Origin of the sequence: Philodulcilactobacillus myokonensis, assembly GCF_027923585.1 — a bacterium.
GTDB classification, from domain to species: Bacteria; Bacillota; Bacilli; order Lactobacillales; family Lactobacillaceae; genus Philodulcilactobacillus; species Philodulcilactobacillus myokonensis.
Genome location: NZ_BRPL01000004.1, coordinates 22913 through 37054, shown reverse-complemented (window position 1 = coordinate 37054; position 14142 = coordinate 22913). Strand labels below are relative to the sequence as shown.

Here is a 14142-nt window from a genome sequence, read left to right as displayed (position 1 = left end):
ATATTCTAATATAGTGCTTTTTTATTTTCTCATAATTTCTTTAATACATTTATATAAAATTTTATTAAAATAATAACTATTATAATACTTAAATACTATAATATTAAAGTACTTACATATATAAAAAAATCAGAAATAACCATCATCCCTGATCCTATCCAAATCTATTTTCTAAAATAAATTTCCTTATGCAATTTACACCTTGGATTAAACGCGTGCTTACAAAACGGGCAACTGCCTTTCTGATACTGTTGATAAGATAGCACATGTTTACAATTACCACATAGTACCTTAGTACTATCAATTGGCATCGGTTTAAATTGATGATCATTCATCTCGTCATGACACTTATAACAAGCATAAAAACATTGACATTGTGCACACATCAAAGCGACAATGTCATTTTCAGTATGGTAATGAATACAACGTCCCTGCTCATCTAACTTAATTCCGTAAATTTTATTCAAAATTTATCTATCCTCTATTCAAAACTAATTTAGTTAAACTTTGGTGATCGAGTGACTTATTAGAATTTCCAATATAAATTTTACCCGGTTTGCCCAAATTTAAATTTAATTTTTTAATCATTTCAGGATGCTGTTTCAACCATTGGTATGGTCCTTCTAAATTCTTAGCACGATTGCCCTCACCATCATTATAAAGTAGTGATTTAAAATCATCTGGTTGTGCCTTTAAATTTAATTTTTGATTCAGGTAATGCCTCAAAACGATGGCATGACTGCACTTAGTATTCTTAGCACCATATAATAAAATTACGTTTTCATCTTTTAATTTGTCTTGAACTAAATTAGCAAACTTAGGTGCATCCTGATTCTGTTCCAATTCTTGCATATAATTTTGACTAAACTCTTTGAATTTATCATCATCGTGATTAAACCATTTTCTTAAATCCGGTGATGGCGTAATATCTTTCGCCCATTGATCGAGTTTAGCGTCAGATTTAGAAATTCCCCTGGCCCACATCCGATCAACTAAAATTCTATAACCATCTAAATCAAAAGGTTTATTATAAATCCGTTCAATTTTTAGCAATGTAAAATCCCCTTTAATCAATAATTATGTAAATAATACCAACATCGTTTCATATAAACAAATCAATCCAAATAAAAAAGAAGCTAGTAATCAGCTAGCTTCTCTTTTATGCTGGGCGGTAACTCAAGTAATCAACTCATCATGTTACCAATCGACATGGATCCAGTGCCTTTCTCAACCATATTTAATATATCAAAGATATTAACCGTTTTCAATCATTATTTTGATTAACATGACCACTATCATCAGTAGGCATGCAAGCAAGAATCACGATAATCAACCATCCAATCACCGGTAAGAAAACCCAGAAGATATGACCATACGAATGGCCACCGTCTTTCAATCTTCGCATTAATAAAGCGACGTTAGGAGTAATGATTGCAAGTTGGATTAAATTAATAATAGAATCAGGTAACTTTAAAACTGTTGATAGGATTGCTACTAAAGCTAACCAGAGGAAATTCCACTAGTATTCACTTCTACTGCTAACGCCAGTAAAATCAAAATATCCATTCCAATAGGCTTTAAAAGCATCAATTAAATTAGTAACTTGATGGTCGATTTCAGAATATTTTTTCATTTTATCCCCTCCATTTTTACCTAGTTTATCATGATTTTAAGCAAGCAAAAAATTAATTCAAAAAGTTGAGTTAAAACCTTGCATCTTGACTCAGGATGATTAACCTTATAGTTGGATAGATTGATAGATAGCAATTAGAAGTTGTTAGATATCTATTGATTGCCACTAAAAATTATATGTGTGCAGGAGATGATAGAAACGAATTTAGCAGATTTCGATGTAAGTTGTGATGTTAATAGTAGTTTAGTCATCAAAACCGTGAGTCATTTCTAGTGCATCATGATAGTTATGGATCGCGACCGAAAGGAGCGATTATAATGTTTGATTTCACAGAAAGACTTTTAGAACCTATCCTTCTTATGATGTCTGAAATTAAAATTGATACAGGGGACTATCGCCCGGTATTAAATTGGAACTCAGCACCAGTTAAAGAGGAACAAGTTGCACCAGAAGACGATCGTAATGAGATTACCGGCAGCAAAGGTAACTACCTTGGTGGCTTAGGCAGTCAATTATCCAAAGTCGGTGGCACTGTTGCTGAATGGATAAAGGACATGTTCGATACCGCAATGGTTGAAAGTGCCAATCTAGCGGCAGCACTCTATCTGGGGGAAACATTTAGGCCGCGGCCAAATGCAATATAGTTTCCCCAATCTATATCAACTAAAACCTATATACTAATCAGAACAGGCATTTTCAAAAGGAAATGTCTGTTTTTTATTATCCAAATTGTTTAATTGAAATTAATCTTTATTAGTTTTAACGAGCCACTTTTGATACAAGTCAACAAAGAAATCATCATAAGGGCGACCATGTTTTAAGTAAAATTTTTTATTTTCTAACATAATTTTACCGATTATCACCGCATTATTGCCAATTGGCAATGGAGGCCTCTTTAAATTACTAATCGGTTTTAAATCAATCTTAGTTGGCCGACTTAACTTATAATCATGATGGCTTCCATTAATATATCCTTTATAGTAATCATCAACCCTTGCATCAAATGATATTAAATCATCCCGGATTAAAGAACCAAGTTTTTGAAATCCCTTTGTATAATTAAACCATAAATGATCACACATCAATTGATTATTTTCTTTCAAACGAACATCTTTTAAAAGTAAAGTTGGTGAATAGTATTCGTGATAACTTTTAAACCCACTTCTGACAAAAATACCAGTAAACCTAAATCTGTGTTGGCTACCAATTTTCTTAAGTTTATTCCTTGGCATAATAAAACACACCCCAATTTATATATTTAAATCCCATAGATACATACGTAAAACCAGTTTCATAATATTATCAGCACAAACAAAAATCCCACCTTTTATCACATTAAAGGGTAGGATTTTAGTATTTTAATATTATTAATTCAATTTATTTTCCTTATGCATTGAATAAAGGTAGAAAATGTAAGCAACCCCACCAAAGAAAATGGGCCCGATAAATGTCCAAAATGCTGTCATGTAATCGTGAACTATCAATGGTTGAATCAAATTAAAGATAATTCCAAATGATAATACTAATAAAACGATCACAACCGTTGTCATCATAAATTTATAATTTTTAAAAAAGACAAATGGACGGTCTAAATCGCGACGCTTTTTGAAGAATGGGAACGCAAAGACTAGGAATAAGTATGGACAAGCATTTGAAATGTTCATCATGTCGGTTAAGACGGTGTAAAATTTTTGAGCATCATCGCCACCGAAGGAAGTAAAGAGCAGAATAGCTGCAATGACAGCAGCTTGCATCCACATTGCAAAAGCCGGCATCTGGTGTTTGTTTAAACTAACCATTCGTTTTGGCCAGAACTTAGCAGGTGATCCAGTAATGAAAGCTTTAATGGGTGAATATACAATAATTGTCATACTACCTAAAGTTCCAATTAAATTACTGAAACCAGTAAAACGAGAGAAGCCATAACCAAGTGTCGCAGCAGCTGATGGTGCCATTCCAATACTTTTACCAAAGAAATCACCTACGTTATACATCAAAATAAACATGATATTTTGCAAATTAACGTTACTTTTCCCCATTACTTGTGACCAATTAATACTGAAGCCACAAAGGAAAATCGAAACTACGTAAAGCGTTGTCATTAAAATTGCGGCGATAATAATCCCTCGTGGAAAATTTTTAGCTGGATTTTTAATTTTATCAATAATGCCACCGGCAGATTCAATCCCACCATAAGCAAAAATAGCATAGACAACAAATGACATAATTGATGTTCCACTTTGAAATGCAGGATTCGGTGAAACAATAAAACTTTTAATCCCATTGATTGGTTGTGCCAATTGACCGTGGTTGATAAAAATCAAAAGGATTGAAGCCCCACAAAAGACAACTGTGATCAGTGTAATGAAAAATCCACCGATTGAGGATAATAATGCGACCGATTTAATGCCGCGACATGAAATCCAGGTAATTCCAAGCACCAATAGGACTGATAGAATTGAGATACTTTCATTACTATTTAGACCAAAGAAACTTAGTTTGCCCGTTCGGTCATCTCCGAAAATCAATGTTGAAATTGAAATCATGACATTAGGTGCGTTATTGACTAAAATTAACACCCATTCACAAATCCAGATGAATGAGCCAACGAACGCCCATTTCGTACCAATTGATTTTTCAAGCCAGGTGTAAACGCCACCGGTATCATCTTTAATGGCTGATCCGTATTCGGCAAACATAAATGAAGTTGGCAAAAAGAATGTCACTGCTGCCAATATGTACCAAATAATACTTGCGTATCCCATTTGATCGAACGCAACGGCAGTATTTGGAAAACCAAAGACGGCAGATAAAATAATTAATATAAAACTGAATAACGATATTTTCTTAGCGGGTTTTGCTTCCATTTCCATGTAAAATCACTGCTATATAAAATACGGAAAAACATATAAATAGTTATTTTTATATGTTCAGAAAGGATCATATAGCTCTCCTTTCTATATTTTATTTACTCTCGTCTACATTAGTATTCCGATATTTCCTAAAAGGAAGTAATCACAGAGACTAACTCTCAGAGCTTGTAGGGTATAGCCTACCCTAATCATGTTTTTATTGAATTAAAGCTAATAAATTCTGGACAGCATTATCATCACGGTCGGCTTTAAAACCACAATGATAACAAATAAATTGGTGATGATTAGTATGATGTTTTTGATTACCCTTAAGGGTAATCTTATCAGTACCTTTTTTTATATAGCCACATTTAGAACAACGTTGTGTTGAAGGATAACTTTGATCAGCTAAAATCAATTGTTTTCCGTACCATTGGCATTTATATGTTAAATACTGTCTAAATTTACCAAACATACTTCGCTGCATTCCTTTCGAAGCTACGTGGCTCATGAACATATGTTTGACGTCTAAATTTTCGATTACAATTTGGTCATAATTTTGTACTAATTTATTTGTAAACTTATGCAGAATATCATCCTGAAAATTTTTAATTCTTGTATAATTACGCTGTAGTTTGGTTCTCACTTGCATGTAATTATTAGATTTCCGAAAAGTTTTAGGATGAATTGTCCGTTTTCGAGCTAGTAGACGCTGATAGTATTTATTTTGTTCGTATAAACGTTTTAATTTATGACCATAGGTTTTGATATCTCCATTAGTATAGTTAAAATGACCTACATTAACATCCACAGCCGTTTTTTGATTGGTATAAATAGTGGTATTATCCGGGAGATTAGTAAATTGCAGATTAGCTGTGTATTGATGATTCTGCATTGTAATCGCAACCATTTTCAATTGGCCTGGTTGTGGACGTAGTCCACTCAATCGAATATCGTAAAACAAATTTTTAGGATACCCACTAGCACGGTCTAATCTTAATTTACCATCAATTATTTTAGCTCGATCAGTTTTAAAACCTTGTTTCAGCCATTTCTTTGATTTAAAACGTGGATGTTTAAAATCAGGCTGTTTTTTATCGAAAAAAGCTTTAAAAGCATGGCCTAAATCTTTAATCGCTAATTGCAAAATCCTAGCTGAATATTGATATTGCCAATCAAATTTATTAAAAACTAATTCATTCCTTATTTCACGCTCATTGGGCTTAGAATTATGTCCTTTATCAATTGAATTGCAATCATACATATGGTTCCAGGTTTCTAAACCTTGATTCCAACAATAGCGACGATAATTACACATCAAATCGAGATAACGCTTCATATGTTGATTGGGATATAGCTTGACTTTAATACTACAGCTATGCATCATCATGTTCTTCTTTCTGGATGGTCTTATCATTTTTAATTTGACCCTTATATTTACGAAGTCCATATAAACGACAACTAAAAACATGAATAATGCTGATAATATCTTGCACAAATTCTTCATTGGGTGAACTATTCTTATCGTTCAAAACTACCAATTTAGTTCCAAATTGGTTGAGCAAATGCTCAAACCAATGATATCCAAAGCGGATAAAGCGGTCTTGATAGGTAATGTAAATCGTTTTAACTTTCGATTCTAACACTAATTTTAATAGTTTATTCCAGTTTTTACGATTATAGTTAAGTCCACTCCCAATATCAGTCATAGTTTTATCTAAGATAATGCCTTTGGCATTAACAAAAGTCTGAATAAATGCAATTTGATTTTTTAAATCATCTTTTTGATTCCGACTGGATACACGAGCATAAGCTACGTTAATTCTCGATTCCTGCTTATTTTTAATCCCTAAAACTTGGTCTAGCTGGTTTTGGGTATAATAACGCCGATTAGTTGGCGTCCGATAAGCAGTTAATGTTCCCTTTTTGTCCCAATTTATTAAGGTTTTATTAACTACACCAATTTTTTTAGCAAACTGTCCGGTTGTATAATGTTGTTGCAAACTAATCACTTCCATATTTTACTTTCTATAATTAGTTTACCATATATTTACTTTTATTTATATTGATTTATATCTATTGCTATAATTTATCATTCCTCTTATTTTTTATTCAAGATCCGTTTTAATAACCAATTGCTTCGATGCTGAATATGCTTTTTCATAAATTGTTCCCCCTTTAATCCGATTGCGACAAACAAAAAACCACACAGCCTTTATTGAGCCATGTGGTTTTAATTAGTTTGCCCCACACAGCACTTATAGCAGTCTGTGTGGATTCCGGTTTTTATAACGCAATTTAAAAACTGTTCATTCAACACAGATTGTTAAAAATGATCTGTGTGATGATGGACAAGTAAATTTAATAACGATGGAAAATCGCTTGATTGCATTATAAATAACCTCCCTGTTTGATTAAGTAACTTTATTATATAATTTTTTAAGATCAAAAGTCAACCGGTGATCTTTGAATTCATTTCTTCCTATATGATAGTAGAAAACTACATCGGATCAATACTAAAAGATAATCCGGCAATTGCCGTTTCATATGCTTTAACCGTATCAATAGCAGTAAACAACGGAATTTGATGTTCCAATGCGACATCATTCAATGTGGTCTGTCCCTTTTGGGTGTGTAAATCGTATTCATCAGTGGTATTGACGACGACTTGAAGTTCATCATGTTTGATTTCATTAACAGGATCTTTAACCGCTACTTGTAACCCCTGCTGTTTCATAAAGTCAGCAGTTGATTGATCCGCTTGAATTTGAAAGCCAATTGATTTAAATTCACGAGCTAATTTAAGTGATTCATCTAAATCGGATGGTTTAACTTTGAAGAAAATGCTGCCTTCCTTTGGAACGTTAAACCCAGCAGCAACAAAGGCCTTATATAGAGCCTTATCATAACTATTGTCTGTTCCTAAAACTTCGCCGGTTGATTTCATTTCGGGTCCTAAAGTGGCATTAACTAATGGTAGTTTTGAGAAACTAAAGACGGGTGATTTCACCGCAATCTTTTTAGCTGGTGTGACTAAACCAGTATGGTATCCCATTTTTTCCAATGGTTTTCCTAACATGGCATGCGTAGCAAGTTGGACCATTGGAACCCCGGTTACCTTAGAAATAAATGGAACCGTTCTGGAAGCTCTGGGGTTTACTTCAATAATGTAAACTTGGTCATGATAAACAATAAATTGAATGTTCATTAAACCAATTGTATGCAATTGATGAGCTAATTCAATTGAAATTTTCACAATCTTTTGTTGAATGCTTTCCTTCATATGCTGTGGCGGATAAACGGCCATTGAATCACCAGAATGAACACCAGAACGTTCAATGTGTTCTAAAATTCCTGGAATTACAACGCTATGCCCATCTGAAATGACATCGACTTCTGATTCCATCCCCATTAAGTACGAATCAATCAAGACGGGATGGTCATTAGATGCATTCACAGCTTTTTGCATGTAATTTTGCAGTTCATCATCAGAATGAACAATTTCCATTGCCTTCCCGCCAATTACATATGATGGTCGGATGAGAACTGGATAGCCAATTTGATTTGCAATCGTTAAAGCATTCTTAGTATTCGTGGCCGTCTTTCCTTTTGGTTGCTGCAGGGATAACTTCTTAACAATTTGATCAAATAGTTTCCGGTCTTCACCACGGTTAATATCTTCGACGGAGGTTCCAATTACTTTCACGCCCCGTTTAGATAGTGGTTCGGCTAAATTAACGGCGGTCTGCCCACCGAATTGGAGAATGACCCCCTTAGGCTGTTCATGATCAATGACGTTCAAAACATCTTCGGTCGTTAACGGTTCAAAGTAGAGTTTATCAGAAATTGAAAAATCGGTTGAAACTGTTTCGGGATTAGAATTAATGATAATTGCTTCATAGCCAGCTTTTTGGACAGCATCGACACAGTGAACAGTGGCATAATCAAATTCAACTCCCTGTCCAATTCTGATCGGACCGGAACCAACAATCACAATTGAAGGTTTCTTAGTGACTTTGGACTCATCAGATTCTTCATAGGTACTGTAATAGTAAGGGGTTGTTGATTCAAACTCACCGGCAGCGGTATCAACCATTTTATATACTGGTGTAATATGCTGCTTAGTTCTGATTTGTCTAATTTGATCCGGTGTTTTTCGCCATAATTTTCCAATCACGTCATCAATAAAACCATTTTGTTTTGCAATTTTCAAAGCTTTGGCACCGTGATTTTGCTTTAATTGTTCCTCAATTTCAATGATGTGTTGAAACTTATATAAGTAAAATTGATTCATTTGGGTAATGTCATGAATTTGATTAACTGAAACGTGACGTCTTAATAATTCTAAGATAACAAATAACCGATCATTCTGAGCCGGCATTAATTGTTTCAATAGTTCATCAGTTGATAACTTTTGAAACTGTGGTTTAAAAACATATTTAGTATCAACTTCTAATGAACGTACTGCTTTTAAAAATGATTCTTCAAAATTTCGTCCAATTGCCATGACTTCGCCGGTAGCTTTCATTTGCGTCCCTAACGTTCGATCAGCCGTTGTGAATTTATCAAACGGCCATCTTGGAATTTTTGTGACCACGTAATCCAATGCGGGTTCAAATTCAGCTAAAGTCTTGCCGGTAATTGGATTAATAATTTCATCTAAATGCAAACCGACCGCAATTTTAGCCGACATTTTAGCAATCGGATATCCAGTGGCTTTCGATGCCAAAGCTGACGAACGCGATACCCGCGGATTAACTTCAATAATGTAATATTGACCACTATATTGATCAATTGCCATTTGGACGTTACAGCCACCTTCAATTTTTAAGGCACGGATAATCTTTAAAGCGGCATCCCGCATCATTTGATAATCCTGATCCGACAAAGTCTGGGTTGGTGACACTACGATTGAATCACCAGTATGAATGCCAACCGGATCAACATTTTCCATTGAACAAACAATCATCGCATTGTCATTGGCATCCCGCATGACTTCAAATTCAATTTCTTTATAGCCAGCAATCGAATGTTCGACTAAAACTTGAGTCACTGGTGATAACCCTAAACCGAGGGTCACAATTTTCTTTAAATCATGGTAGTTATCAACGAAGCCTCCGCCGCTACCACCAAGGGTATAAGCTGGTCTAATGACAACTGGAAAGCCAATTTTTTCAACAAACGCTTTCGCTTCATCATAATTCGTGGCAATTTGTGATTCCGGTACCGGTTCATGTAGCTGTTTCATTAGATCCTTGAATTTTTCACGGTCTTCCGCTTCTTCAATTGCATCTAGTTTAGTTCCCAGTAATTCGATTCCTAATTCATCAAGAATTCCCGAGTCAGCAAGTTGTTTAGCCATGTTCAAACCCGTTTGACCACCCAACGTTGGTAAAATGGCATCTGGAATTTCCTTTCGAATAATCTTTGAAACGAATTCTAAGGTAATTGGTTCGATGTAAACTTGATTGGCAATTTCCTTATCGGTCATGATGGTAGCGGGATTGGAGTTAATCAAAACTACTTGGTAACCTTCCTCACGCAGTGAAAGACAGGCCTGCGAACCGGAATAATCAAATTCTGCTGCTTGCCCGATTACGATGGGGCCAGAACCAATCACTAAAATTTTATGAATATCCATTCTCTTTGGCATCAAAAATCCTCCTATTTCTTTTGACTCTGCTTAATCATTTCAAAGAATTGATCGAAAACGTAAAGGGCATCATGCGGACCTGGTGAAGCATCCGGATGAAATTGAACCGAAAAGGCGTTACAGTCCTTCACTTTGATGCCTTCTACGGTATGATCGTTAATTTCTTCAAACCAGGTTTCAAGGTTGGTCCCCTTTAAAGAATTCCGATCAACCGCATAACCGTGGTTTTGGGATGTAAAATAGCATTTACCAGTCGTTAAATCTTTAACGGCGTGGTTAAAACCACGGTGGCCAAATTTCATCTTATAGGTTTTAGCACCGTTGGCTAATGCCAGGAGCTGATTACCAAAGCAAATTCCCATCAGTGGCAATTGATGTTCCAACGTTTGAATTGTTGGTAGAACATCACTCATTTTTTCAGGATCGCCAGGGCCATTTGAAAGCATAACTGCATCAGGATAACTATCCAAAACAGTTTTAGCACTGACGTTGCTTTGGAAAACCACCATGTTGGCGTGGCGCTTCGATAGTTGTTTCATGATTGAATTCTTAATTCCGTAATCGATGATGGCAATTTTAGGTCCGTCATTAGGTGCTGGATATGAATTCTCAATCGTCGTCATATCAGATAATTTATTAGGTGTCTTTTGATCAAACAGCTGATTAACATTTTCATGGTTCAGATCATCTGTTATTACACCTGGCATGGATCCCTGGTCACGAATTTCTTTGGTTAACCGTCTAGTATCAATTCCTGAGATACCAGGTAAATCTTGTTTCTCCGCATACCGAGTTAGCGTCATTTTACAGCGATAATTACTGGGATATTTAGCAATTTCGTGGGCAATGATGGCTTTAACTTGGGGATGTAAGCTTTCATCATCACCGGTAGTAATTCCATAGTTACCAATTAGTGGGTTCGTAAATACCATGATTTGCCCATAGTAACTAGGATCTGTAATGGTTTCTTGGTAGCCAGTCATCCCGGTACTAAACACAACTTCACCGTTGACCGCCTTCTTAGAACCAAAGGCATGGCCCTTATAGACTGAACCATTTTTTAAAACTAAATAACGTTCCATCATCAAATTTCCTTTCATGTTAATCCGTGATGAAGATATTGAATATATAAAAAAGATCGATCAAGTTAATGATCGACCTTTTAGTTTGAGATATCTTCAATCCATCTTCTTAAACCAGTCGATCAAATAATTAATTTATCTTCCAGTTTGAAGCCGCACTTAAGATATCTGATTTTGTTTTCAGTGAAATCTTCGTTAATGACGAACCACTAATCCAATCAAGATATCTTAATATCACGATTTAAACTGGAATTCGGCCGCCACCAACGAAATTATGATGACAATTCATAAATTATAGTGAATAAAGAAAATTATCCAACATAAAAATTGGGGACGGCACCAGACGTCGTCTCCTCAATGCAACTTGGTTGTAATTTTTAATGTTGTTTAAGGTTGTCATCAGTTTCACTTCTTTCTGTCCATAAATTTTTTCAGTTGTTATTAATTTACCACAAGCCCATTATTAAATCAATCCTAATTTTAAATTAAATTAAAATTAAAAAAGGATTTGCATTTTCACATAATTGTGATATATTTTAGCCAATAACATTTCTCAATTCAAAAATGTTAAATTTAATTTAAAAAAGGATGATTACAATGCTTAAATTCAATATCAGGCGACGACGTCTTAACGCTAACATTCAAATTCTTAAATCGATGATCAACAAATGGAAAGGAATATCGGCATTATGGAAGTCGCAATTATTGGAATCACAGGATACGCAGGAACTGTATTATATGAATTACTGACTAATCACCCTCAAATTAGCCAGATCAACTTGTATGCCCATAATCTCACTCAGTCAACTCCACTGGGAAAGATTACGGGCCAATTTTCGTTTGGGGAGCAAATTGTTTATCCATATGATGCTCAACAGATTATGGAAAATAACGACGTGGTTTTCTTTGCTACTCCAGCGGGGGTAACATCAAAATTAGCCCAACCGTTTTTGAAGCAATTATTTCCAGTGATCGACCTCTCGGGTGATTTTCGGTTAAATGATCCCAAACAATATGAAAAATGGTATCAAAAACCGGCTGCTAATGAAGATGAATTAAAATCCGCCTACTATGGCTTAGCTGATTTACAAAATAATGATGATCAAAAATATGTTGCTAACCCTGGCTGCTACGCTACTTCGATTTTACTTGGCCTGGCACCATTAGTTCAGAATGATTTAATTCAACCGGATAGTATTTTAATTGATGCTAAATCCGGATTTTCCGGTGCCGGCAAAAAGCTGACAACCATGAATCACTTTGTGAACGCTCATGATAATTTACAGATCTATAAACCCAACCAACATAAACACATCCCGGAAATCATGCAAAAATTAAAAGAATGGAATCAAAATGTAGACTACATTCAATTCATGACCACCGTGGTCCCGATGAACAGGGGCATCATGAGTTCCATTTATGTTCAAATTAAACCTAAAATTAGATTTCAAAACATCCAAGATGCATTCAAGACGTGTTATCAAAACAGCCCGTTTGTTTTTACCACGCCCAATCTGCCGACCGTGAAAGAAGTCGTCGGCACAAATGAATGTCACCTTGGATTTTCTTATAATCCAAAGACTAACTATCTACTCGTTGACAGTGTCATCGATAACATGATTAAAGGTGCCGCAGGACAAGCAATTCAGAATTTAAATCAACTATTTCATTTTTCAATTACTGACGGATTAAAACTCACACCGACTTTACCTTAGGAGGAATCGCAATGAAAACAATTAATTTTAAATGGCCAATTGGCTTCCAATCTGGAGCAACTCACGCTGGTTTTAAGGATCATCAGAAACAAGACCTGTGCTGGATGGTATCAAAAGTCCCTGCCGTTGCCGCCGGTGTTTACACCACCAATCAATTTCAAGCAGCCCCCGTTCAGTTTACCAAACACACAATTGATAAACATCATCAAATGCAAGCTTGGATTATCAATAGTGGCAATGCCAATTCGTTTACCGGCAAACAGGGCATCCAAAATGTCCAGATTGAAACCCAACTTGTCAGCAAAAAATTACATCTTAATCCCAACTTAATTGGGGTCGCATCAACCGGCATCATTGGCAAACAGATGCAGATGGATCTGTTTGAAAACGGTTTAAACCAATTACAACTTTCCGACCAAAACTATGATGCCACTAAGGCAATCCTGACAACTGATACGTCTGCTAAAAAAATATGTATTGAATTAAACATTGATAATCATCCTGTTACAATCACCGGTTTTGCCAAAGGATCCGGCATGATTCATCCCCACATGGGAACCACCTTAAGCTTTATCACGACTGATGCTCACGTTGACAAATTGGTTCTACAAAAAATTTTACAACAAAAAATCGCCACTTCGTTTAACCAAATCACCGTTGACGGCTGCATGTCGACTAATGACATGGTCCTATCAATGGCTAATGGCATGGCGGACAATCCAATCATCAAAGAACACACCAAGGAATTCAAAGCACTAGCAAAGGGATATGAATTAATTCTCACTAGTTTAGCTAAAATGGTTGCCAAAGATGGTGAAGGTGCCAACAAATTAGTTGAAGTCCATGTTCACAACGCCTATTCACAATTAGAAGCTAATCAAGTTGCCAGAGCCATCGTCGGTTCTAACCTTGTCAAAGCAATGATCTTTGGCGAAGAAAATAACTGGGGCAGAATTGTTCAAGCAATTGGCCAAACCATAGCCCATGTTGACCCAAATGCAATTGGAATCACGTTCGGTGGCGTGCCACTCGTCAAGGATAGCACCCCGCTGAAATTTGATGAGCAAAAAATTAAAAGGATTTTAGCTGGTGATGAAATTAAGATTGAAGTTGATTTAAACAGTGGTCATTTTCATGGCATTGCATGGGGATGCGACTTGTCATATAAATACGTTGAAATCAACGCAGCATACGAGGGGTGAGCAGA

General features: G+C 35.6%; 12 protein-coding genes. 3 read left to right on the top strand and 9 right to left on the bottom strand.

Annotation, left to right across the window (positions count from 1 at the left end; genetic code table 11):
* Positions 1-164: 164 nt before the first annotated feature.
* The 3 genes from WR164_RS07425 to WR164_RS07415 all read right to left on the bottom strand — a co-directional run bounded on the left by WR164_RS07425 (position 165) and on the right by WR164_RS07415 (position 1453).
* A complete protein-coding gene (locus WR164_RS07425; protein WP_373876923.1) occupies positions 165-467 on the bottom strand; it encodes a CHY zinc finger protein in 303 nt (100 codons plus the stop codon).
* Positions 468-474: 7 nt separating this feature from the next.
* Positions 475-1053 carry a DUF488 domain-containing protein gene (locus WR164_RS08395; RefSeq protein ID WP_309297716.1) on the bottom strand — a complete coding sequence of 193 codons (579 nt, stop codon included), beginning with the start codon at positions 1051-1053 and terminating at the stop codon, positions 475-477.
* A 211-nt stretch (positions 1054-1264) separates the two neighbouring features.
* Positions 1265-1453, bottom strand: a complete 189-nt coding sequence (locus WR164_RS07415; protein ID WP_444980962.1) for a DUF805 domain-containing protein — start codon at positions 1451-1453, stop codon at positions 1265-1267.
* Positions 1454-1950: 497 nt separating this feature from the next.
* Here WR164_RS07415 and WR164_RS07410 point away from each other — a divergent pair, with 497 nt between their 5' ends.
* Entirely contained in the window at positions 1951-2277 is a 327-nt protein-coding gene (locus tag WR164_RS07410) for a hypothetical protein (protein WP_286136973.1), read from the top strand.
* Positions 2278-2376: 99 nt separating this feature from the next.
* Here the strand turns inward: WR164_RS07410 and WR164_RS07405 are convergent, their stop codons facing one another.
* The 6 genes from WR164_RS07405 to WR164_RS07380 all read right to left on the bottom strand — a co-directional run bounded on the left by WR164_RS07405 (position 2377) and on the right by WR164_RS07380 (position 11223).
* Entirely contained in the window at positions 2377-2865 is a 489-nt protein-coding gene (locus WR164_RS07405) for a hypothetical protein (RefSeq protein WP_286136972.1), read from the bottom strand.
* A 135-nt stretch (positions 2866-3000) separates the two neighbouring features.
* Positions 3001-4506, bottom strand: a complete 1506-nt coding sequence (gene yjeM / locus WR164_RS07400; protein ID WP_286136971.1) for a glutamate/gamma-aminobutyrate family transporter YjeM — start codon at positions 4504-4506, stop codon at positions 3001-3003.
* Between the two features lie 196 nt (positions 4507-4702).
* On the bottom strand, positions 4703-5902 hold the full coding sequence (locus tag WR164_RS07395) for an RNA-guided endonuclease InsQ/TnpB family protein (RefSeq protein ID WP_286136970.1): 1200 nt from the start codon (positions 5900-5902) through the stop codon (positions 4703-4705).
* Entirely contained in the window at positions 5862-6488 is a 627-nt protein-coding gene (locus tag WR164_RS07390) for an IS607 family transposase (protein WP_286136969.1), read from the bottom strand. Before WR164_RS07390 ends, WR164_RS07395 begins: the two co-directional genes overlap by 41 nt.
* A 497-nt stretch (positions 6489-6985) precedes the next feature.
* Positions 6986-10138, bottom strand: coding sequence for a carbamoyl-phosphate synthase large subunit (carB, locus tag WR164_RS07385; protein ID WP_286136968.1), 3153 nt, complete (start codon positions 10136-10138; stop codon positions 6986-6988).
* Positions 10139-10149: 11 nt separating this feature from the next.
* Entirely contained in the window at positions 10150-11223 is a 1074-nt protein-coding gene (locus tag WR164_RS07380) for a carbamoyl phosphate synthase small subunit (protein ID WP_286136967.1), read from the bottom strand.
* 665 nt (positions 11224-11888) lie between these two features.
* Here WR164_RS07380 and argC point away from each other — a divergent pair.
* Both argC and argJ read left to right on the top strand, forming a co-directional pair.
* A complete protein-coding gene (gene argC / locus WR164_RS07375; protein ID WP_373876922.1) occupies positions 11889-12935 on the top strand; it encodes an N-acetyl-gamma-glutamyl-phosphate reductase in 1047 nt (348 codons plus the stop codon).
* Positions 12936-12946: 11 nt separating this feature from the next.
* Entirely contained in the window at positions 12947-14137 is a 1191-nt protein-coding gene (gene argJ / locus WR164_RS07370; RefSeq protein WP_286136966.1) for a bifunctional glutamate N-acetyltransferase/amino-acid acetyltransferase ArgJ, read from the top strand.
* Positions 14138-14142 lie beyond the last annotated feature (5 nt).

Bases quoted from the DNA above. Each gene is read 5' to 3' on its own strand.
- WR164_RS07410 (WP_286136973.1), top strand. From the start codon at position 1,951: ATGTTTGATTTCACAGAAAGACTTTTAGAACCTATCCTTCTTATGATG.
- WR164_RS07405 (WP_286136972.1), bottom strand. From the start codon at position 2,865: ATGCCAAGGAATAAACTTAAGAAAATTGGTAGCCAACACAGATTTAGG.
- yjeM (WP_286136971.1), bottom strand. From the start codon at position 4,506: ATGGAAATGGAAGCAAAACCCGCTAAGAAAATATCGTTATTCAGTTTT.
- WR164_RS07395 (WP_286136970.1), bottom strand. From the start codon at position 5,902: ATGATAAGACCATCCAGAAAGAAGAACATGATGATGCATAGCTGTAGT.
- carB (WP_286136968.1), bottom strand. From the start codon at position 10,138: ATGCCAAAGAGAATGGATATTCATAAAATTTTAGTGATTGGTTCTGGC.
- WR164_RS07380 (WP_286136967.1), bottom strand. From the start codon at position 11,223: ATGATGGAACGTTATTTAGTTTTAAAAAATGGTTCAGTCTATAAGGGC.
- argC (WP_373876922.1), top strand. From the start codon at position 11,889: ATGGAAAGGAATATCGGCATTATGGAAGTCGCAATTATTGGAATCACA.
- argJ (WP_286136966.1), top strand. From the start codon at position 12,947: ATGAAAACAATTAATTTTAAATGGCCAATTGGCTTCCAATCTGGAGCA.